Here is a 21,571-nt window from a genome sequence, read left to right on the forward strand (position 1 = left end):
ACAGCTCAGGGTGAAATGGGGTCACTGGCCGGGAAGGTTTCGTCTACCGCATGGTCGACCTTGTCATGCCCCTTCCCCTCCTCGCGGGTTTTCACGCCCGTGCTACCGCATTCGCAACCGGCCATGGCACAGGGCTCGCCGTCCAGATGGTCCACCGAACAGGCCACGCAGCAGTACCACTGCCCTTTTACTTCAACCCCTTCAGTGTGCCCGGCAGTGCAGTCGCAGCCGGAACAGTTACATGTCTTGTCTGCCATTTCAGTCTCCAGGCGCTGGGTGTAAGGCGGTGAGCCTTTTCATTACGGCCTCAAGGTTTTGAATGGCGCGGCGCGGGGGAAGTTTCCAATAACGCAAAAAGCGATGCCCCTTTTCGGGGGCATCGCCTGGGTTTGCAAGGGCGTTACTCAGTAGCGCTGGTACTGCGAACCGAATTCCTTGCGGTTGTCGGCGACCAGTACGGCTTTATCCTTGGCGGCCGGTTGTGCCTGGCTGGCGACGACCTTGGCGGCAGGGGCACTGGCGGCAGCAGTTTGAGCAATCATCGAAGGCTGCTGAGGCACGGCATAAGCACTGGCGGCGGAAAAGGCTGATACGGCGAGGGCAAGGGCGATGGCACGTTTCATGGTAAAGCTCCTTCAGGGGGTGGGTAACTGTGTGTGGAGTAACCTTAACCGCCCTCGCCGCCGCCGGGAAAATCAACGCGCGCATAGTAAACATCAGCGTGGATGATACACCGGCGCTACAAGCTGAATTGCCGTACCTGCCGCTCCAGCGCCTGCGCCAGCCGCTCGATTTCTTCTGCACTACGCGATGCACCGGCGATACCGTGGTTCGCCTGTTGCGCCATCTGTGCGATCCGCTCCACGTTGCGCGCAACGTCCTGGCTGGCGGCGGATTGCTGTTGCAGGGCAACCGATATCTGATCCACGGCCGCGATGATCTTTCCCGAACCGCCGCGGATATGGTCAATGGCCTGATTGGCCGTCTGCGCCAGGCGCAAGCCATCGTTCACCTGCTCTACGCCTACCTGCATCTTGTTGACTGCCTCGTGCGCACTGCCCTGGATCTTCTGGATCATGTCGCCAATTTCCTGGGTGGACTTGCCGGTCCGCTGCGCGAGCAGGCGCACTTCGTCAGCCACTACCGCAAAGCCGCGGCCCTGCTCGCCGGCCCGGGCGGCTTCGATGGCGGCGTTAAGGGCCAGCAAGTTGGTTTGCTCGGAAATGGCCGTGATCACATTGACGATGGAGGTGATCTGCTCGATCTGTCGGCCCAACTCGGCCACCTGGTCAGCGGAGGTCTGCACCGTTCCGGCGATCTGCCCCATGCTTTGCAGCGTTTGCTGGATGACCGCCCCGCCTTCGTGAGATTGCTGCCCGGAGTCTGCGGAAATATCCCTGGCCTCGGTGGCGCTGTTGGCTACATGGCTGATGCTGACAGTCAATTGCTCCACGGTTGCGGCCATCGTGGCGGCCGAGCTGGACTGGTCATGCGCGGCATTGGACAGGTCATTGGAGGTGGAAGCGATATTGCGGGCCGCCAGCACCAGGTTCTGGCTGCCGGACAGAATCTCGCGAATCATTTCCCGCAAGCGCTGCTGCATGGCGGCGAAAGCGGTATAAAGCTGGCCAATCTCATCGCTGGAACGATCATCGATACGTTGGTCCAGGCGCCCGGCGGCAATGCCTCGGGCTACTTCAATCGCACCGCTGATACGGCGGCGAATGGAAGCCGAAAGGCCCGCTGCAATGCCCAGCGCGAGCAAAGCTGCCACCAGCCCGCCGATGCTAAGGCTGCCTAGCGCGAAGCGTTCCGCGCCCTGCAAGGCGTCGCTGCGCGCGCCCAGCAACTTTTGCTCATCGCCGCGAATGTCTCCCAGCAGCGCGCGCATTCCGTCCATGTGGGTTTTATCCTGGCGCGCAATAATCCGCTCGGTCAGGGCGCTCAGTGGCTGGGTGCCGCCGTTCACCTGTCGGCGCAGGGCCAGGGTGCCTTCGATGTCCTGGCTCAGCCAGGCTTGCTGAACGCCGCGCAGGTCGTCCAGGCGCTTCTGTTGCGTAGGATTGTCCGAGGTGAGCTTTTTCAGCTCGGTCCAGGCCTGCTCGAAGGTCTGGCGGCCCTGATCGTAAGGGCCAAGGAAGTCATCCTGGCCTGTAAGGGCGAAACCCCGCATGCCTGTTTCGATGTTAAGCAGGCCTTCCAGGGCCTGATCGGCCCGGCCCATCACCTGGTAGGTATGGATGGTCCAGTCCACGTTGTCGTTGACTTGGGAAAACCCCTGCCGCGCCACGACCACCAGTACCACGATGATAAGGATGATCACGCCGAAACCGGCGCTCAGTTTCTGGGTGATCGAGAGCTTCGACAGCATGAGAAATCCTCTGGCGGAATACGGCTTGAACAGCAGGCCGCGCAAGAGACAACTGTAGCTGCGTTACAGTGGTTGGTATGCCGGCCTGTACCGGGGCAGATGTCCAGGGTGGCGCAAGCGCAGCGCCACCCGGTTGGGTATTACCCGCCATCACTTTTTGTCGCGAATCTCCTTGATCACCGAGTTTTCGCGATTGACCATTACATACTTGCCTTTGATCTCAACCCATTGGGCGTTGTCGTCAGGAGCCGTCAGGCCCTTTTCCTTCCAGTTATGGATAGCGGTATCGTCGCGGGTATACATGTCCGGGGCCTTGTCGCCGTTGGTATAGCAGCGGCCATGGCCGAGGAAGTCGGTCCATACCGCGTCAGGCTTGCAATCGCTGGGTTTTTCGTCGGTCGCATTTGCCATCAGTGGGCTGAGGCACAGCAGGCCAGCCAGTACTACCGCATATCGTTTATCGCGCATCATTCACCTCGTCTCAGGCGGGCAACCGGCCCACTTTCCGAAGGCCCGGCCAGTAGCCGAACCCCTTTGCGTATGGAAGCCGCCGGGGCCCGAAAGTTTCTTCGCCGCGCAGGCAAAAGCGAAACGGGGTCATAGCCGCTTGTACGTCAGGCTTGCAGCCGCCGCAGGCGCCGTTAAAATCAGTGTCCGGCTGAAACCCTCCGCCCTACCGAGTAAAGCCGCAGATGCCCGACAGCGCTCCTTTGCATTTGATCGACGACAGCAGCCGGTACCGCCTGCTGCTCGATGCCGTTACCGATTACGCCATTTACATGCTAGGCCCCGATGGGCACGTCACCAGCTGGAATACCGGCGCTCGCCGGTTCAAGGGCTATGAAGAGGCTGAAATCCTCGGGCACCACTTTTCCCGTTTCTATACCGAGGAAGACAAGGCCGCCGGTTTGCCCGATCACGCGCTCGCTATTGCCGCCCGGGAGGGGCGGTTCGAGAACGAAGGCTGGCGCGTGCGCAAGGACGGCACCCGCTTCTGGTGCCACGTGGTCATCGACCCCATCTACTCGTCGGCAGGCGAGGTGCTGGGCTATGCCAAGGTCACACGAGACCTCACCGAGCGGCGCCTGGCCGAGCAGGAACTGCGTCGCAGCGAGCAGCAGTTCAAGCTGTTGGTGCAGGGCGTGGTGGATTACGCCATCTACATGCTTGACCCCACAGGCGTGATCACCAACTGGAACGCCGGGGCCCAGCGCATCAAGGGGTATCTCCCAGAGGAGGTGATCGGCAGGCATTTCTCGATGTTCTACCCCGCGCCCGAGCGCGAGCGCCAGGAGCCGCAGCGCGGGTTGCGCACCGCCTTGGCCGAGGGCCGCTTCGAGAACCAGGGCTGGCGGGTGCGCAAGGACGGCAGCACCTTCTGGGCGAACGTAGTGATCGACCCTATCCATAACGAGGCGGGCGAGTTTATCGGCTTTGCCAAGGTGACTCGGGATATCACCGAATCCCGTGAGAAAGAGCTGGCACTGGAGCAGGCTCGCGAAGCGTTGTTCCAGTCGCAGAAGATGGAGTCGCTTGGCCAACTCACCGGCGGCATCGCCCATGACTTCAACAACCTGCTGATGGTGGTGTTGGGCAGCCTGGAGATTGTGCGAAAACGGCTGCCCCACGACCCACGTATCACACCGTTGCTGGAGAACGCCATCCAGGGCGCCGAACGCGGCGCCTCGCTGACCAAGCGTATGCTGGCCTTCGCCCGTCGCCAGCAGCTTAGCCTGGCCCAAGTGGACCTCGGGGCAGTGATACGCGGGATGTCCGAGTTGATGCAAAGTTCGATCGGCCCCCGCATTCACATCGAGACGCGGTTCCCGCCGTCTATCCGCCCCGTTATGGCCGACAGCAATCAACTGGAGCTGGCTGTGCTGAACCTGGCGGTAAACGCGAGGGATGCCATGTCGGACGGCGGCACCTTGACGATCGAACTGCATGAGCGAGCAGTGGCCAGCGATACGCTGGGCCTGCGCGCAGGCAATTACATGTGCCTGTCCCTTCGCGATACCGGGGAGGGCATGGATGCCGCCACTCTGGCGCGTGCCACCGAGCCGTTCTTTACCACCAAGGGGATCGGCAAGGGAACCGGGCTGGGGTTGTCAATGGTGCATGGCTTGTGCGAGCAGAGCGGCGGCAAGTTCATATTGCACAGCAGCCGCCCGGGCGGCACTACCGCACAGATGTGGTTCCCCGTAGCCGTTGGCGAAGACAGCGCCGTTTGCCCGGCGCAGCCCATCAGTGAGGTGACAACCGCTGTAGGCCAACGAGTGATTCTGGCCGTAGACGATGACCCGCTGATTCTCATGAGCACTACTGCCATGCTGGAAGATTTGGGTTATCAGGTGCTCCCGGCCGCCTCGGCCGAGCAGGCGATGGCGCTGCTGGAGCAGCACGGAGCAGCTATCGATGGGCTGGTGACCGACAATGTGATGCCTGGTTTGTCAGGTGTGCAGCTGATCGAACGTGCCCACCGTTACCTGCCGTCGCTGCCTGCCGTGCTGGTGAGCGGCTTCGGCGAAGACACCGATGCCGCCTCTACCGCAGTGTCGCAACTGGCCAAGCCATTCGATCAGGCCATGCTCGCTCGGGTGCTCGCGAAGTTGTGGTAGGGCTCCTACCGGGTTACCGGGCGGTCCTGCTCTACTTCAAACCCGGTGTCCACGCTGACCACCACCGATAATCCGGGGCGCAGGCGGCGGGCCTCTGGCTGGCCGGGGTCCACGATAATGCGCACCGGAATACGCTGGGCAATTTTCACGAAGTTGCCGGTGGCGTTGTCGGCCTGCAGCAGGCTGAACTCTATGCCGGTGGCCGGGGCGATTTCCTGGACTTTCCCGGTGAATCGCCTGTGATTCAGAGCGTCCACGGTAAAGCTCGCCGGCTGGCCGATACGCATGTTGGCCATCTGGGTTTCCTTGAAATTGGCGATGACCCACGCCGTGTCCGGCACCAGCGCCATCAACTGCGCGCCCGAGTTTACCCACCCGCCGAGTCGCACCCCGATCTGGCCCAGTTGCCCATCGCGCGGAGCGGTGACCCGGGTATTGTCAAGGTCGATGCGCGCCAGTTCCAGCGCCGCCACCGCGTTGCTCACCGCCGCCTCCAGCGAATCGCGGTTTACGTCCACGCTGCGCAGATCTTCCTCGGCGATTTTTACCGCCGCGCTGGCTTGCGCCAGGCTGGCCTTGGCCTGCGCAGCGGCTGCCCGGCTGACGTCCAGCTCGCTGCGTGAAATCGAACCATCAGGCGCCAGGGCCAGGCTGCGCTGAAGGTCAGCGGCGGCCTTGGTGGCCTGCGCCTGGGCGCTGCCTACGGCCGCCTTGCGCTGTTCCACGGTGGCCTGTGCGCTGCGCTTCTGCTGCCGGTTGTTGGCCAGTGCCGCTCGCTGAGACGCCAGGTTAGCCTCGGCCTGAGCCAGCCGCTGGCGATAGATGCGATCATCCAGCCGTACCAGCAGGTCACCGGCTTTCACGTACTGAAAATCCTGAACCGGTACTTCGAACACATAACCGCTGAGCTGTGGGCTGATAAGGGTGACCTGCCCACGCACCAAGGCATTTTCGGTGCTTTCGATCGCACTGGCGAACGGTGGCAGCTGCCACGCATAGAGCACCACCAATACGCCCAACAGCGCCAGGCTACCGAACGCCAGCGCGGAAAGTACCTTGGTACGCCGCGGGCGGGTTTCGGCCATTCGGTCGGCGGGCGGTGTCTGGCCTTCCGGAGTAGCGGCGATGGCGGTGGTCGTAGTGGCTTGCGGCGTGGGCTGCGTGGTGTCGGTCATGAACGATTGCCGGAAGATTGGGCACTGGCTGCCTGGGCAGCGCGGGCATTACTGGCGAGCCAGAGTACGCGTATGGACATCCAGATCAGCGTAAGGATCGCGATGATCGCAATCAGCATAAACACGTCGTTGTAGGCCATCACGTTCGCTTCGCGCGTGGCGGCATTGGCCAGTACGCGCAGGCCCTGAGTGGCGCGGGCTTGGGTGTCAGCGATGGCCTGGGCATAGCTCGCCCCCCCGCTGCTCACACGTGCAGCCACACGCGGATCGGTAGCCATCAGCTGCTCGACGATATGGCTGGAGTGAAACTTCTCCCGGGCCACTTGCCAGGTGCCCAGCAAAGCGGCCCCCAACAGCCCGCCCAGGTTCTGGGCAATCCCGAACAGCACCGAAAAGCTCACCAGGTTGCGTGGGTTGGCAATGACGTTGCGAGTGCCCAGCACCATGGTCGGGCCGAGGAAGTAGGTGCTGCCGAAGGCCAGCAGAAACTGGCTTGCATACAGCTGCGGTGGCCGGGTGAGGTTGTTGGAAAAGCTGTCCATCAAGGCGCCGATCGCCATCAGCCCCACTGACACCAGCAGCGGTCGGAACAGATGGTCGGGGTGAATGGTGAGCGCACTGATCGCCAACCCCGCCACGCTGCCGATCAACATCACGACATACAGGCTGAACAATTGCTCGCTGCCCATGTTCAAGTACTGCATGAAGCCTACCGCGCCGGTGGACTGTTCCGAAGTGACCATACGGATCAATACCACCGCCAGGCCAAGCCGCACTATGGGACCACTGCCCAACCAACGGGTCATGAGCAGCGGGTTGCGGCGGTTATGCTCGATGCACAGGCCCGCGAGAATCAAAACAATAGCGGCGGCGAGCGCAACACCAATCCAGGGTGCGTCAAGCCACCACTCGATCCGCCCCAGGGACAACACCGCTACCAGCAGCCCCACCCCCGGCGCCAGCAAGGCGAACGTGAGGAAGTCCAATGGCTCGAAGGTATGAAAGCGGTCCCCTGGCGGCAGTTTGAGCCAGAACACGCACGCCAGCGCCGTGGTCGCCAAGCCCAGTTCAAACAGGTAAAGGCCCCGCCATTCGGCAATCTGCAGAAGGTCTTCAGACACCAACCGGGCGAGCGGCAACGCAAGCTGCGCCGTGCCCAGGCCTAGCACCAACGCCTTGAGGCGCCACTTAGCCGGCAGCGCCTGGATCATGTAATACAGCCCCAGTGAGCTGAGCGCCGCGCCCACCATGCCATGGGCCGCGCGTACGGCTATGGCCGAGCCCAGGTCATTGACGAACAGGTGAGCCAGGGTCACTACCACATACAGGCCCAGAAAAACCTCGGTGAAGGCCCGCAGCCCGAACTGCTGGCGAAACTTCACCAGCAGCAGGTTCATGGTCACATTGGTCATCACGTAAGCGGCAGGCAACCAGGCGATCTCGGCGCTGGTAACCCCCAAGGCGCCCTGCAGGTACACCAGGTTTGCGGTCACCAGCGCATTGCCCAGCCCCCCGGTGATGCCCACCAGCAATCCCACCAAGGCATAAGCGATCCGGCGAGGGGTGGGATGCAAGGGCGTCGACGGCGAGCCTGGCATTGATGGCCGCTCGTGGGGCTCCCATTCACGGGGTGCGTACCGATCCATACCCTTACCTGAAGTTGACTGTGGCTTAGTAGCGGCACGGAACAAAAAGTTTCGGCCCTGATGACTTCACTCATCCCTGGCAAGAGGGGTCTTCTTTCAGGGCATTTATTCCTTCCCGCAGGCCGTGGGCAGAACGTTTGCCCTGCCCCACGGCAAGCCTTCGCTTCAAAAGAGAAAAAAACTCTACCTTTGGGGGCCTAGAATTAATCCCATGCAGCTTCAGCAACTCCCCAATAAACACAAGATCGAGGGTTGTAGAACGTGGACGCCGATGAACCGCTACGCCTGCACGTGCCTGAGCCATCAGGCCGGCCAGGTTGCCAGACCGACTTCAGTTACCTTCAGCTGCGCCCCGCCGGCAGCGCCCGCAAGCCCCCCATCGATATTGACGCACGCGATACCGCCGACCTTGCGGTGGGCCTGGTGCGCGTACTCGACGAGAACGATCAGGGCGTAGGCCCCTGGGCCGAGCCGATCGCTATGCAAACCCTCCATGCCGGCTTGCGGACCATGGTCAAGACACGGGTATTCGATACGCGGATGGTGACCGCCCAGCGGCAGAAGAAAATGTCCTTCTACGTGCAAAGCCTGGGAGAGGAAGCCATCGGCACCGCCCATGCCCTTGCGCTGCGAAACGATGACATGTGCTTTCCCACTTACCGGCAGCAAAGCATCCTGTTGGCTCGGCAGGTACCGCTGTTCGAAATGATCTGCCAGCTTTTTTCCAACGAATGCGACCCGCTCAAGGGCCGCCAGCTGCCGGTGATGTACTCCAACAAGGCCGCGGGTTTTTTCAGTATTTCCGGCAACCTGGCCACCCAGTTCGTGCAAGGCGTGGGCTGGGCCATGGCGTCGGCGATCCGTGGGGATACCCGCATCGCGTCCGCCTGGATCGGCGATGGCTCTACCGCCGAATCGGACTTCCACACCGCCCTTACCTTCGCACACGTGTACCGCGCGCCGGTGATCCTCAACGTGGTGAATAACCAGTGGGCGATCTCCAGCTTCCAGCACATTGCCGGCGGTGAGGCAACGACATTCGCCGGCCGCGGCGTGGGCAGCGGCATCGCCTCGCTGCGGGTGGATGGCAACGACTTCCTCGCGGTGCATGCCGTTTCCCGCTGGGCCGCGGAGCGCGCTCGCAGCAATCTGGGCCCAACCTTGATCGAGTGGGTGACCTACCGCGCCGGCCCGCACTCAACCTCGGATGACCCGTCTAAATATCGGCCCGCCGATGACTGGGCCCACTTCCCGTTGGGGGACCCGATCCTGCGCCTCAAGCGCCACCTGATTGCCTTGGGTGAATGGTCCGAAGCCCAGCACGAGGCCCTGGTAGCCGAGCTCGAACAGGAGGTGATCAGCGCAACCCGCGAAGCGGAGCGCCACGGCACCCTCGGCGGCGACGCTTACGCCAGCGCCGCGACCATCTTCGAGGATGTGTACCACGACATGCCTGCGCACCTGCGCCGCCAGCGCCAGCAGATGGGGATTTGAGCACATGAACAGCCCACAACAGATCGACCATCCAAGCGTTTCGCAGGACACCCGGGCGATGACCATGGTGCAGGCTATCCGCTCTGCCCTGGACGTGATGCTCGAACGCGACCCTACCGTAATCACCTTTGGCGAAGACGTCGGATATTTCGGCGGGGTATTTCGCTGCACCGAGGGCTTGCAGGCCAAATACGGCAAAAGCCGCGTGTTCGACACGCCCATCTCCGAAAGCGGCATTGTAGGGGTAGCAGTTGGCATGGGCGCCTACGGCCTGCGCCCGGTTGCCGAAATCCAGTTCGCCGACTACGTGTACCCGGCCTACGACCAGCTAACCTCAGAGGCCGCGCGCCTGCGCTTCCGGTCGGCGGGCGACTTCACTGCGCCGATCACCGTGCGAATGCCGTGCGGTGGCGGCATCTACGGCGGGCAAACCCACAGCCAAAGCCCTGAAGCCATCTTTACCCAGGTGTGCGGGTTGCGCACAGTGATGCCCTCCAATCCCTATGACGCCAAAGGCTTGCTGATCGCCGCCATCGAATGCGATGACCCGGTGATCTTCCTGGAGCCCAAGCGCTTGTACAACGGCCCGTTTGACGGCCACCACGATCGCCCGGTAACGGCCTGGTCCGCCCATGCGGCCAGCGCCGTGCCCGAAGGTTACTACCGGGTACCGCTGGACAGCGCCGCTGTGGTGCGCGCCGGCAGCGAGGTGACTGTGATCACCTACGGCACCACCGTGCATGTGGCCCTTGCCGCGGCCAGCGAGACGGGTGTGGACGCAGAGGTGATCGACCTGCGCAGCCTCTGGCCACTGGACCTGGACACGCTGGTGGAGTCCGTGAAAAAACCCCGCCGCTGCGTGATCGTGCATGAGGCTACGCAAACCTGCGGGCTGGGCGCCGAGCTGTTGGCCCTGGTGCAAGAGCACTGCTTCTACTGGCTGGAGGCGCCTATCGAACGGGTGGCGGGGTGGGATACCCCCTACCCTCACGCTCAGGAATGGGCTTACTTCCCCGGCCCCACCCGAGTGGGCGCGGCGCTCAAGCGCGCGATGGAGGTGCGTTGATGGGCCAGCATGTGATCAAGATGCCCGACATTGGCGAAGGCATCGCCCAGGTGGAACTGGTGGAGTGGTACGTGAAGGTTGGCGATACGGTCACTGAAGACCAGGTGCTGGCCGATGTGATGACCGACAAGGCCACTGTGGAAATCCCTAGCCCGGTTTCTGGCCAGGTTGTCGCCCTGGGCGCTACGCCGGGGCAGACCATGGCTGTTGGCAGTGAGCTGATCCGCCTGGAAGTTGAAGGTGCCGGCAATCTCAAGCTCGCCACGGCGACTGCGCCTGCGGCGCCTCAGCCCGCTCCGGCAGTTTCTGCGCCGCCTCAGCCACGCGTTACGCCAGAGGTAGTGGCCAAAGCACCTGAACCCGAGGTAACCACCGAGCGCCCGCTGGCCTCCCCGGCCGTGCGCAAGCGCGCCTGGGAGGCCGGGATCGACCTGGCTGCCGTCAAAGGTAGCGGCCCGGCGGGGCGGATCGTTCACGCAGACCTGGACGCCGCACAGCAGCCGCTGGGTAAGGGGCCCGTTTGCGCCGCCGAGGACCAGGTACAGGCGGTACCGGTGATCGGCCTGCGCCGAAAGATCGCCGAGCGTATGCAGGAGGCCACTCGGCGCGCCGCGCATTTCAGCTATGTGGAGGAGATAGACGTTACCGCGTTGGAGGCCCTGCGCCAGCAACTTAACGGTAAATGGGGCGAGGTGCGAGGCAAGCTCACGCTGCTGCCGCTGCTGGTACGCGCATTGGTGGTGGCGTTGCGCGATTTCCCCCAGCTCAACGCTCGGTACAACGACGAAGAACAGGTGGTGGACCGCCACAGCGCGGTGCATGTAGGGATCGCCACCCAGGGCGACCACGGCTTGCTGGTACCCGTGCTACGCGATGCCCAACAGCGGGACCTGTGGGGCAATGCCAATGAAATCACCCGCATCGCAGCAGCGGCCCGCCACGGCAAGGCAGAGCGGGAAATCCTCTCGGGGTCGACCATCACCCTCACCAGCCTCGGCGCATTGGGGGGCATTGTTTCCACGCCAGTGCTGAACCTGCCGGAAGTGGCCATCGTGGGGGTGAACCGGATGGTCGAGCGGCCAATGGTAGTGGATGGCCAGATCGTGATCCGCAAGATGATGAACCTCTCAAGTTCGTTCGACCACCGGGTGGTGGATGGCATGGACGCTGCCCGGTTCATCCAGGCGGTACGCCAGCTCCTCGAACAGCCTGCCACCCTCTTCATCGAATAAGGCCCGACCATGCACACGCTGGAAACAAAACTTTTGGTCCTGGGCGGCGGCCCGGGTGGTTACGTCACGGCCATTCGCGCCGGGCAGTTGGGCATACCCACCGTATTGGTGGAGGCTGAAGCATTGGGCGGCACTTGCTTGAACGTAGGGTGCATCCCTTCCAAGGCGTTGATCCATGTCGCCGAGCATTTTCATCAGGTGAGCGAGCCCACGCCGTTCGGCGTCAGCGCTTCAAACCCGCAGCTGGACCTTGCCAGCGCCGTCGGCTGGAAAAACACCATGGTCGACCGGCTAACCAGCGGCGTAGCCGCCTTGCTGAAAAAGCACAACGTTACGGTGGTCCACGGCCGTGGCACGTTGGTGGACGGCAAAACGGTGCAGGTAGGCGACACCCGTATCCACTGCAAGCACTTGGTGCTGGCCACCGGCTCGCGCAGCGTTACGCTTGCGAGCCTGCCGCTGGGCGGGGCGGTCCTCGACTCCACTGCTGCGCTGTCCCCTTCCAGCCTGCCCCGCCATCTGGCGGTGATTGGCGGCGGCTATATCGGCCTGGAACTGGGCATCGCTTACCGCAAGCTGGGCGCGCAGGTCACGGTGATCGAAGCGCAGCCCAGGCTGTTGCCTGCCTACGACGCCGAACTGAGCCAACCGGTTGCCCAGCGGATGAAGCAACTGGGCATCGCGACTCTCGAAGGCCATGCGGTAGAGGCTTACGATGCCGGAGCACAATGTTTGAGCGTGCGCGGGCCTGGCGGCGAGCCACTAACACTGGAGGCTGACCGGGTGCTGGTGGCGGTGGGGCGCGCACCTCGCACCGAAGGCTACGGGCTGGAAGCGCTTGATCTGGCCATGGCTGGGCGGGCTATCAAGGTAGATGCCTGTTGCCGTACCAGCATGACCGATGTGTGGGCCATCGGCGATGTAACGGGTGAGCCCATGTTGGCTCACCGGGCGATGGCGCAAGGTGAGATGGTGGCCGAGCTCATTGCGGGGCACCGCCGAGCGTTCACGCCCCGGGCGATCCCGGCGGTGTGCTACACCGACCCGGAAATCGTGGTCGCGGGGCTTACGCCAGAGCAGGCCGGCGGGCAGGCGCTGGTTGCCAGCTTCCCCTTCGCCGCCAATGGGCGTGCCATGACCCTGGGCGCTACCACCGGCTTCGTGCGGGTGGTAGCGCGCGAGGATGACCACCTGATCCTCGGCTGGCAGGCCGTGGGCCCGGGTGTTTCCGAGCTTGCGGCTGCCTTCAGCCAGTCGCTGGAGCTGGGCGCCACGCTTGAAGACATCGCCGGTACCATTCATGCCCACCCCACCCTGGGCGAAGCGGTGCAGGAAGCCGCAATGCGGGCGCTGGGGCATGCATTGCATATTTGAAATGGGCCGTCAGGCGCCAGAACCCGCTGCGTAGAGCGGCTGGCGCCATTATCAAAAACGGTGATTGTTGCCAGCACAGTGTTCAATTTCTCGAACGACGCGTGAAGCGGTTTACTAACCCCAACGAAAAGCCACTTCATCACCTACCGAGGACACGAACATGAAAACCGCATTCGCAATCGCCGCCCTGACCGCTGTATTCGCCACTGGCGCCTTTGCACAGGATGGTGCCGACCGCGCCGTTACCGCTAACTTGCCGGTTGAAACCTACCACTACGGCATGCAGTTGGATGTCCAGAAAGTTATCTCTAAGACCGACGTCAGCAACAAAAGCGGCGTGGTACCGGTGACCATGGTTTACCAGGACAGCAAAGGTGAGCTGCACAAGGTGCAATACCTGCAACAAGGCGGCTACGACGACCGCGCCAACGGTTGATCACCGCGTTGCACCCAAAGCCCCGGCCTTCCCGGGGCTTTTGCTTTTGCGCGCAGGTGCCGACCCAAGCACCTTCGATTTGACGTTCCTACCCTGGCATGCTTTCCTTAAGCCTTTCGTTCGGGTGCCCTTCGCAGGGTGAAACGGGAAACCGGTGCGCCGCAAGGCCAGTCCGGTGCTGCCCCCGCAACGGTAAGCGAGTGCGTTTCCAATCCACTGTGCGCAGGCATGGGAAGGGGGAACGAACCGGTCGGCCTCTGCCCGCCCCTCGCAAGCCCGGAGACCGGCCCGATCGATATCATTGACACCTGCGGTGGGCGGGCTGTCCGATCTCCGCAATGCGGAGGCTCGGCGCCTGTCCGTCACTCACCCGAGGGAAGCGCCATGTCCGCCCATACTGCCAGCCACGTTATCACCCGTCCTGCCTCCACCCTTGCGCAACGCGTAACGGCGGCGTGCCTGGCTACCCTGCTCGGCGCCGGGCTGGTGTATTTCGCCGGTTTCTCACACATCGCCGCCGTGCACAATGCCGCCCATGACACCCGCCACAGCGCGGCTTTCCCTTGCCACTGAGGGCGTGTTCATGATGACGCGTATTCTGCGCACCGCTGGCTTCGCCGGCCTGTTCGCGGCCCTGTTGCTCACCTTCATGCAAAGCCTGTGGCTCAGCCCGTTGATTCTTCAGGCTGAAACCTACGAGACCGCGGCACCGGCTACCCATGACCACGGGGGGCCCAGTGCCGGCGCTCATGAGCATGGGCACGAAGCCGCGGCCTGGGAACCCGAGGACGGTTGGCAGCGCCTGTTGTCCACCACGGGCGGCAATTTGGTGGTCGCGGTGGGCTTTGCCCTGATGCTGGCCGGCCTGTACACCCTGCGTGCACCCGGGCGCACGGCAGAAGGGCTGCTGTGGGGCTTGGCCGGTTATGCCGTGTTCACGCTTGCACCCACCCTGGGGCTGCCGCCCGAGTTACCAGGCACCGCGGCGGCAGACCTGACTTCGCGTCAGCTGTGGTGGATCGGTACGGCGGCGTCGACTGCCGTCGCGTTGGCGTTGATGGTGTTTTCCCCGAACTGGCTGCTGAAAATCACGGGTGCGGCATTGCTGGTAATCCCCCACATCATCGGCGCCCCTCAACCACCATCCCATGAAAGCCTGGCGCCTGAAGCACTCGAACATCAGTTCCGCTGGGCCGCACAGGCCATCAACGTGGTGTTCTGGCTGGCGCTTGGCCTGGCCAGTGCCTGGCTGTTCCGTCGCGCCCCGCAGGCCTGACTCCGGTGAGTACGCGCGCCTGGCTGGTGGCTGGTTTCGGCTGCCGTCAGGGCTGCACTGAGTCGGAACTGCAAGGGCTGCTCGATCAGGCATTGGCGCTAGCCGGTGCACTCGCAACTGAGCTGTGTGGCATCGCGACGTTCGAGCGCCGCTTGGATGAACCCGGGCTGCTGGCCTTGGCCGAGCGCTTGATGCTGCCCCTCGGCGGTTACTCTGCCGCCGCCCTCGCGCCATTCGAACCGTTCTTGAGCCAACGCTCGGAGGTGAGCTGGCGCCATACTGGTTGCCATGGCGTAGCGGAAAGCGCCGCGCTCGCCCACTGCCAAACGCTGAGTACGCTGCCGCCTCGCCTGCTGGTCACCCGCCAGTGTTCGCACCAGGCCACCGTGGCGCTGGCTTCAACATGAAAACTGTTCAACCGTTCCCGGGACAAAGGCTTTTGCAATGACCGTCTATTTTATTGGCGCCGGCCCCGGCGACCCGGACCTGATCACGGTCAAGGGCCAGCGGCTGATCCGCAGCTGCCCGGTGATCATCTATGCCGGCTCGCTGGTACCCGAAGCACTGCTCGCCCAACACACCGCGGAACGGGTGGTGAACAGTGCGGAGCTGCACCTGGAGGCCATCATCGAAGAGATATGGGCCGCCCACGCCAAGGGCCAGGATGTGGCAAGGGTGCATTCCGGTGACCCAAGCCTGTATGGCGCGATCGGCGAGCAGATCCGTTGCCTGCGAGCGCAGGGCATTCCCTACGAGATCGTGCCCGGCGTAACGGCCGTGGCGGCCTGTGCTGCCCTGCTGGGCGCTGAGCTTACCCTGCCCGGTATTTCCCAGACTGTGGTCCTTACCCGCTACGGCACCCGCTCGCCAATGCCCGCCGGCGAAGCGCTGCAGGACCTGGCCCGGCATGGCGCGACCATGGCCATCCATCTCGGGGTAAGCCATCTTTCGGCTATTGTGGAGGAGTTGGTGCCCCACTATGGAGGGGACTGCCCTATCGCTGTCATCCACAAAGCCAGCTGGCCGGATGAGGATTACGTGACGGGCACGCTGGGCGATATCGTCGCCAAGGCACAAGCCAAGGCGTTCAAGCGCACGGCGCTAATTCTGGTCGGCCAGGTGCTGGGCAATGAAGTATTCGAAGATTCCGCCCTCTACCGCGCCGGGCGGGCGCACCTGTACAGGGCGGAATGACCTCTGGCGCCCTGCCCGCCGCAGGCGCTGGCGCCAGCCCGCGAAGCACGTCTCGCCCTGCCCACAAACTTACTCAGTAGTAAGCGTTCTCGCGGTTGGTATGGTCGGTCACGTCCCGTACGCCCTTGAGCTGCGGGATGCGCTCGAGCAGTGTGCGCTCGATGCCTTCCTTCAGGGTAACGTCCGCCTGGCCACAGCCCTGGCAACCACCACCGAACTGAAGCACTGCCACGCCGTCTTCCACCACTTCGATCAGCGTGACCTGGCCGCCGTGGCTGGCAAGCCCAGGGTTGATCTCGGTTTGCAGGTAGTAGTTGATGCGCTCGTTGATCGGGCTGTCCTCATTGACCATCGGCACCTTGGCGTTGGGGGCCTTGATGGTCAGCTGGCCGCCCATGCGGTCGGTGGCGTAGTCCACCACGGCGGCATCGAGGAAGGGCTCGCTCACGGCGTCGATCCAGGCCGTGAAGCTTTTCAGGCCCAGCGGGGTATCGTCGGGCTTTTCCTCACCAGGCTTGCAGTAGGCGATGCAGGTTTCCGCATACTGGGTGCCGGGCTGGGTGATGAAGACACGGATGCCGATGCCCGGTGTGTTCTGCTTGTTCAGCAGGTCGCCCAGGTAATCCTGGGCGGCGTCGGTAATGGTTATGGCGCTCATGTAGGTTCCTCACAGACTTGCGCGCAGTTTACGGCAAAGCGGGCCGTGGAGAAAGTCCTAGTAATTTTGTCGGGAAAGCGTCGGGGCCGACGTGGCGCGTGGCCCGGCAATCCAGGCTTTCATGCGGTGGTACAAGCGCTTTTCAAGCCACTGGTAACTCAGCCATGAGATAGCAAGAATCATCGGGACACAGAACGCGCCAAACACCAGATAGGGGTTCACACCCAGGCGTTCATAGATGAACCAGCCTGCGTACAGCACCAGCAGGTGCACCAGGTAAACCGAGTACGAGCAGTCGCCGAGAGATTTGAGCACCTTGCTATGAGAGAACCGCGGTTCCAGCGCCAGGCACGCCGCCACGATACCTGCGCTCGGCAAGCCCCAGTTCAGCAGCCGGTTGGTAGGCTCGAGCTGATAGATCATCGTACAGCTCGCCGCGATGATCCCGAGCGGCAGCCATAAGCCCTTGCCAATCCAACCCCGGCGCCAGGCGATGCCCAGGACGATACCCAGCAAGAACTCGTACACGATGTTGTTGGCATAGAAGCGCCCGGACCACCCCAACCGGCTGAAGGCCTCGCTACCCACCACCAGGGCGACTGCCACGAATACAGCGCGCCAGGCGCGAGGGGCAAGGAATGCCAACGAGAACACCAGGTAGAAGAACATCTCGTAATTCAGCGTCCAGCCCACGTTCAAGGTTGGGTACAGGCCATAGCCCCCGGGGTTTTCAGCGGGTATGAACAGCAGCGAAAGGATAAATGTGGGCCAGTTCACGGCCCCGTGCGGCATATAGTGGCCGGCCAGGTACAGCAGTAACCCCATGGCCACGGTATAGAACCAGTACGCTGGAATGATGCGGATGGCGCGGTTGAGCAGAAATTCTCGCGCCTGCATCGGCTTGTCGTAAGTAGAGAGGTAGATCACCAGCCCGCTGATGACGAAGAAAATATCTACCCCGACCGACCCTTTTGCAGCGAACAGGTGCCCTACCGGGCCCGCGGCTTGAAAATTGAAGAAGATCTGCATGAAGTGGTGACATACCACCATCCATGCCGCGATCGCGCGTAGTGCCTGTATCGAAATCAACATCAGGGTTACCTTTGCCTTCGAATCACTCCCGCGCCTTCAGGCGCGACTTCATAGTTGGGACTGACACCAGGCTGAAAAGGTCGGAAGTTTCATCTTTCGCTCAGATATTCGGCATGCGTGAACATGAGCGAGATTCATGCAAAGGCCAGGCATGATGTAAAGCCTCTCAGGTTTGCTATCATCGCTGGCTTTACCGCCCGTACCAGAGCCCTTCTCCATGACTGACCGCCAAGCTCGCCTCACTGCCCTCAACGACGCGCTGAAATCCCGCATCCTGATCCTCGATGGCGGCATGGGGACGATGATCCAGAGCTACAAGCTGGAGGAAAGCGATTACCGTGGGGAACGGTTCGCGGACTGGCCCAGCGACGTCAAGGGCAACAACGACCTGTTATTGCTCTCGCGCCCGGACGTGATCGCCGAGATCGAAGCGGCGTACCTCGATGCCGGCGCGGACATCCTGGAAACCAACACCTTCAATGCCACGCGCGTCTCCCAGGCCGACTACGGCATGGAAACGCTGGTGTATGAATTGAACGTTGAAGGCGCCCGTGTCGCCAGGCGTGTGGCAGATGCCAAAACCCTGCAAACGCCCGACAAGCCCCGCTTCGTTGCCGGCGTGCTGGGCCCTACCAGCCGCACTTGTTCACTCTCCCCGGACGTGAACAACCCTGGCTACCGCAACGTTACCTTCGACGAATTGGTGGAAAACTACACCGAGGCCACGCGCGGGCTGATCGAGGGCGGCGCGGACCTGATCCTGATCGAAACCATCTTCGACACGCTGAACGCCAAGGCGGCGATCTTCGCGGTACAAGTCGTATTCGATGAGCTCGGCTTCGAGCTGCCGATCATGCTGTCGGGGACCATCACCGACGCCTCCGGTCGCACGCTCTCCGGGCAAACCACCGAGGCGTTCTGGAACTCTGTACGCCATGCCAACCCTATTTCGGTGGGCCTGAACTGCGCGCTGGGCGCCCGCGAACTGCGCCCTTATCTCGAAGAGCTGTCCAACAAGGCCGATACCCATGTATCGGCGCATCCCAACGCCGGCCTGCCCAACGCCTTCGGTGAATACGACGAAACCCCGGAGCAAATGGCCGAAACCGTAGAGGAATTTGCCCGCAGCGGCTTCCTCAATATCGTCGGTGGCTGCTGCGGCACCACCCCCGCCCACATCGCTGCCATTGCCAAGGCCGTGGCCGCGCACCCACCGCGGGCCATTCCAGACATTCCACGGGCCTGCAGGCTGTCGGGCCTGGAGCCGTTCACCATTGATCGGCAGTCACTGTTCGTGAACGTCGGCGAGCGTACCAACATCACCGGCTCGGCACGTTTCGCTCGCCTTATCCGCGAGGAGAACTACACCGAAGCGCTGGAAGTGGCCCTGCAACAGGTGGAAGCCGGCGCCCAGGTGATCGACATCAACATGGATGAGGGCATGCTGGACTCCCAAAAGGCCATGCTGACGTTCCTCAACCTGATCGCGGGCGAACCGGACATCTCCCGGGTGCCGATCATGATCGACTCCTCCAAATGGGATGTGATCGAAGCAGGCCTCAAGTGCATCCAGGGCAAGGGCATCGTCAACTCCATCAGCATGAAGGAAGGTGTGGATGCCTTCATCCACCATGCGCGCCTGTGCAAGCGCTACGGCGCCGCTGTGGTGGTGATGGCGTTTGATGAGGACGGCCAGGCGGATACCGAGAAGCGCAAGGTGGAAATCTGCGCGCGGTCCTACGACATCCTGGTGAATCAGGTGGGCTTCCCGCCTGAAGACATCATCTTCGACCCGAACATCTTCGCGGTCGCCACGGGCATCGAAGAACACAACAACTATGCCGTGGACTTCATCAACGCCTGCGGCTGGATACGCGACAACCTGCCCTACGCGCTCACTTCCGGCGGCGTGTCGAACGTATCTTTCTCGTTCCGTGGCAACAACCCAGTGCGCGAAGCCATCCATTCAGTGTTCCTGCTGCACGCGATCCGCAATGGCCTGACCATGGGTATCGTCAACGCAGGCCAGCTGGAAATCTACGACGAAATCCCCGCCGCCCTGCGCGACCGGGTAGAAGACGTGGTGCTCAATCGCAGCAGCGAGGCCACCGAAGCCTTGCTGGCCGTTGCCGATCAGTACCGTGGAGACGGCAGCACCAAGGAAGCGGAAACCGAAGAGTGGCGTGGCTGGGACGTGAACAAGCGGCTCGAACATGCCCTGGTCAAAGGCATCACCACCTACATCGTGGAAGACACCGAGCTGTCTCGTCAGGGCTTCGCCCGGCCTATCGAGGTGATCGAAGGGCCCTTGATGAACGGCATGAACGTGGTGGGTGACCTGTTCGGCGCGGGCAAGATGTTCCTGCCGCAGGTGGTGAAGTCCGCCCGGGTAATGAAGCAGGCGGTGGCACACCTCATTCCGTTCATCGAAGCCGAAAAAGGCGACAAGCCCGAAGCCAAAGGTAAAATCCTCATGGCCACGGTGAAGGGCGACGTCCACGACATCGGCAAGAACATCGTCGGCGTGGTGTTGGGCTGCAATGGCTACGACATCGTCGACCTGGGTGTGATGGTGCCAGCGGAGAAAATCCTGCAAGTGGCCCGCGAAGAGAAATGCGACATCATCGGGCTGTCGGGCCTGATCACCCCGTCCCTGGACGAGATGGTCCATGTTGCGCGGGAGATGCAGCGCCAGGATTTCCACCTGCCCCTGATGATCGGCGGCGCCACCACCTCCAAGGCGCACACGGCAGTGAAGATCGAACCCCGCTACAGCAACGATGCCGTGGTGTACGTCACCGACGCCTCGCGGGCAGTGGGCGTCGCTACCCAGCTGCTGTCCAAGGAGCTCAAGCCTGGCTTTGTAGAGCGCACCCGCAAGGATTATGTCGAAGTACGCGAACGCACCGCCGCGCGGGGCAATCGCACTGAGCGCCTGAGCTACGCCCAGGCTGTGGCCGCCAAGCCGAAATGGGACTACCAGCCGGTGAAGCCGACCTTTACCGGCGCGCGGGTGCTGGATGACATCGACTTGAACGTGCTGGCCGAATTCATAGACTGGACGCCGTTCTTTATCTCCTGGGACCTGGCGGGCAAGTATCCCCGCATCCTCACTGACGAGGTAGTGGGTGAAGCTGCAACGGCGCTGTTCGCCGACGCCCAGGCCATGCTGCGCAAACTTATCGACGAGAAGTTGATCAAGGCCCGCGCTGTGTTCGGCTTCTGGCCTGCGAACCAGGTGGCCGATGACGATATCGAGGTGTACGGCGATGACGGCCAGCCGCTCGCCATGCTCCATCATCTGCGCCAGCAGACCATCAAGCCTGACGGCAAGCCGAACTTCAGCCTGGCCGATTTCGTGGCGCCAAAGGCCAGCGGCGTCACCGACTATATGGGAGGGTTCATTACCACGGCAGGCATCGGCGCCGAGGAAGTGGCCAAGGCTTATCAGGACGCTGGCGATGACTACAACTCGATCATGGTCAAGGCCCTGGCCGACCGCCTCGCCGAGGCCTGCGCCGAATGGTTGCACCAGCAGGTGCGCAAGGAGTATTGGGGCTATGCCCACGACGAAGCGCTGGACAACGATGCGTTGATCCGCGAGCAATACCGCGGCATCCGCCCTGCCCCGGGCTACCCGGCCTGCCCGGACCACACCGAAAAAGGGACGCTGTTCGAATTGCTCGACCCACAGGGTGACAGCGGCGTGACGCTCACCGAGCACTACGCCATGTTCCCCACGGCAGCCGTCAGCGGCTGGTACTTCGCGCATCCACAGGCGCAATATTTTGCCGTGGGCAAAGTGGACCGTGACCAGGTGGAAAGCTACTCGCAGCGCAAACGCCAGTCGCAAGCGGTGAGCGAGCGCTGGCTGTCGCCTAACCTTGGGTATGAGCCAAGCTGAGGCCCGGGTATCAGTGCGCGATCGCCCAGAAGGCG

At 62.7% G+C, this 21,571-nt stretch carries 19 protein-coding genes, 1 pseudogene and 1 riboswitch; of the genes and pseudogenes, 11 read left to right on the forward strand and 9 right to left on the reverse strand.

Features of this window, described 5'->3' with window-relative positions; genetic code table 11:
- Positions 1-5 precede the first annotated feature (5 nt).
- The 5 genes and pseudogenes from LG385_RS10465 to LG385_RS10480 form a co-directional block, all read right to left on the reverse strand.
- Positions 6-257: a metallothionein gene (locus LG385_RS10465; RefSeq protein ID WP_225774220.1), complete on the reverse strand. Its 252-nt coding sequence runs from the start codon at positions 255-257 to the stop codon at positions 6-8.
- Between the two features lie 147 nt (positions 258-404).
- Positions 405-623: a hypothetical protein gene (locus LG385_RS10470; RefSeq protein WP_225774221.1), complete on the reverse strand. Its 219-nt coding sequence runs from the start codon at positions 621-623 to the stop codon at positions 405-407.
- Positions 624-739: 116 nt separating this feature from the next.
- Positions 740-1,603: a methyl-accepting chemotaxis protein gene (locus tag LG385_RS25725; protein ID WP_413247371.1), complete on the reverse strand. Its 864-nt coding sequence runs from the start codon at positions 1,601-1,603 to the stop codon at positions 740-742.
- Positions 1,595-2,371 (reverse strand): annotated as a pseudogene (locus LG385_RS25730) (CHASE3 domain-containing protein); the annotation flags it as partial. The pseudogene LG385_RS25730 and the gene LG385_RS25725, both read right to left, overlap by 9 nt.
- A gap of 150 nt (positions 2,372-2,521) precedes the next feature.
- Positions 2,522-2,839, reverse strand: a complete 318-nt coding sequence (locus tag LG385_RS10480; RefSeq protein ID WP_225774223.1) for an RcnB family protein — start codon at positions 2,837-2,839, stop codon at positions 2,522-2,524.
- A gap of 224 nt (positions 2,840-3,063) precedes the next feature.
- On the opposite strand from LG385_RS10480, the gene LG385_RS10485 reads away from it, so the two are divergent.
- Entirely contained in the window at positions 3,064-4,989 is a 1,926-nt protein-coding gene (locus LG385_RS10485) for a PAS domain-containing sensor histidine kinase (protein ID WP_225774224.1), read from the forward strand.
- Positions 4,990-4,994: 5 nt separating this feature from the next.
- Here the strand turns inward: LG385_RS10485 and LG385_RS10490 are convergent, their stop codons facing one another.
- Both LG385_RS10490 and LG385_RS10495 read right to left on the reverse strand, forming a co-directional pair.
- On the reverse strand, positions 4,995-6,164 hold the full coding sequence (locus LG385_RS10490; protein ID WP_225774225.1) for an HlyD family secretion protein: 1,170 nt from the start codon (positions 6,162-6,164) through the stop codon (positions 4,995-4,997).
- Positions 6,161-7,810, reverse strand: coding sequence for an MFS transporter (locus LG385_RS10495; protein WP_225774226.1), 1,650 nt, complete (start codon positions 7,808-7,810; stop codon positions 6,161-6,163). Before LG385_RS10495 ends, LG385_RS10490 begins: the two co-directional genes overlap by 4 nt.
- A gap of 261 nt (positions 7,811-8,071) precedes the next feature.
- Here LG385_RS10495 and LG385_RS10500 point away from each other — a divergent pair, with 261 nt between their 5' ends.
- From LG385_RS10500 to cobM, 9 genes are all read left to right on the forward strand, one after another.
- Positions 8,072-9,304 carry a 3-methyl-2-oxobutanoate dehydrogenase (2-methylpropanoyl-transferring) subunit alpha gene (locus tag LG385_RS10500; protein ID WP_225774227.1) on the forward strand — a complete coding sequence of 411 codons (1,233 nt, stop codon included), beginning with the start codon at positions 8,072-8,074 and terminating at the stop codon, positions 9,302-9,304.
- Positions 9,305-9,308: 4 nt separating this feature from the next.
- Positions 9,309-10,370 (forward strand): alpha-ketoacid dehydrogenase subunit beta, encoded by a 1,062-nt coding sequence (locus tag LG385_RS10505; RefSeq protein ID WP_225774228.1) that lies wholly within the window; start codon positions 9,309-9,311, stop codon positions 10,368-10,370.
- Positions 10,370-11,602 carry a dihydrolipoamide acetyltransferase family protein gene (locus LG385_RS10510; protein WP_225774229.1) on the forward strand — a complete coding sequence of 411 codons (1,233 nt, stop codon included), beginning with the start codon at positions 10,370-10,372 and terminating at the stop codon, positions 11,600-11,602. The genes LG385_RS10505 and LG385_RS10510 overlap by 1 nt, the downstream gene beginning before the upstream one ends.
- Before the next feature lie 9 nt (positions 11,603-11,611).
- Complete coding sequence (lpdA, locus tag LG385_RS10515; protein WP_225774230.1) at positions 11,612-12,976, forward strand: dihydrolipoyl dehydrogenase; 1,365 nt, start codon at positions 11,612-11,614, stop codon at positions 12,974-12,976.
- Between the two features lie 160 nt (positions 12,977-13,136).
- Entirely contained in the window at positions 13,137-13,412 is a 276-nt protein-coding gene (locus LG385_RS10520) for a DUF2790 domain-containing protein (protein ID WP_225774231.1), read from the forward strand.
- 105 nt (positions 13,413-13,517) lie between these two features.
- A riboswitch (cobalamin riboswitch) is annotated at positions 13,518-13,719 on the forward strand.
- A gap of 77 nt (positions 13,720-13,796) precedes the next feature.
- Entirely contained in the window at positions 13,797-13,985 is a 189-nt protein-coding gene (locus LG385_RS10525; protein WP_225774232.1) for a CbtB domain-containing protein, read from the forward strand.
- A gap of 10 nt (positions 13,986-13,995) precedes the next feature.
- Positions 13,996-14,688: a CbtA family protein gene (locus LG385_RS10530; RefSeq protein WP_225774233.1), complete on the forward strand. Its 693-nt coding sequence runs from the start codon at positions 13,996-13,998 to the stop codon at positions 14,686-14,688.
- 5 nt (positions 14,689-14,693) lie between these two features.
- Positions 14,694-15,095 carry a cobalamin biosynthesis protein gene (locus LG385_RS10535; RefSeq protein WP_225774234.1) on the forward strand — a complete coding sequence of 134 codons (402 nt, stop codon included), beginning with the start codon at positions 14,694-14,696 and terminating at the stop codon, positions 15,093-15,095.
- A 37-nt stretch (positions 15,096-15,132) separates the two neighbouring features.
- On the forward strand, positions 15,133-15,882 hold the full coding sequence (gene cobM, locus LG385_RS10540) for a precorrin-4 C(11)-methyltransferase (protein ID WP_225774235.1): 750 nt from the start codon (positions 15,133-15,135) through the stop codon (positions 15,880-15,882).
- A 73-nt stretch (positions 15,883-15,955) separates the two neighbouring features.
- Here the strand turns inward: cobM and nfuA are convergent, their stop codons facing one another.
- Positions 15,956-16,540: a Fe-S biogenesis protein NfuA gene (gene nfuA / locus LG385_RS10545; RefSeq protein ID WP_181117605.1), complete on the reverse strand. Its 585-nt coding sequence runs from the start codon at positions 16,538-16,540 to the stop codon at positions 15,956-15,958.
- Positions 16,541-16,597: 57 nt separating this feature from the next.
- Positions 16,598-17,632, reverse strand: coding sequence for an acyltransferase family protein (locus tag LG385_RS10550; RefSeq protein ID WP_225774236.1), 1,035 nt, complete (start codon positions 17,630-17,632; stop codon positions 16,598-16,600).
- 217 nt (positions 17,633-17,849) lie between these two features.
- Here LG385_RS10550 and metH point away from each other — a divergent pair, with 217 nt between their 5' ends.
- A complete protein-coding gene (gene metH, locus LG385_RS10555) occupies positions 17,850-21,536 on the forward strand; it encodes a methionine synthase (RefSeq protein WP_225774237.1) in 3,687 nt (1,228 codons plus the stop codon).
- Positions 21,537-21,571 lie beyond the last annotated feature (35 nt).

The sequence above is a fragment of the Pseudomonas sp. Marseille-Q5115 genome (assembly GCF_916618905.1).
GTDB lineage: Bacteria > Pseudomonadota > Gammaproteobacteria > Pseudomonadales > Pseudomonadaceae > Aquipseudomonas > Aquipseudomonas japonica_A.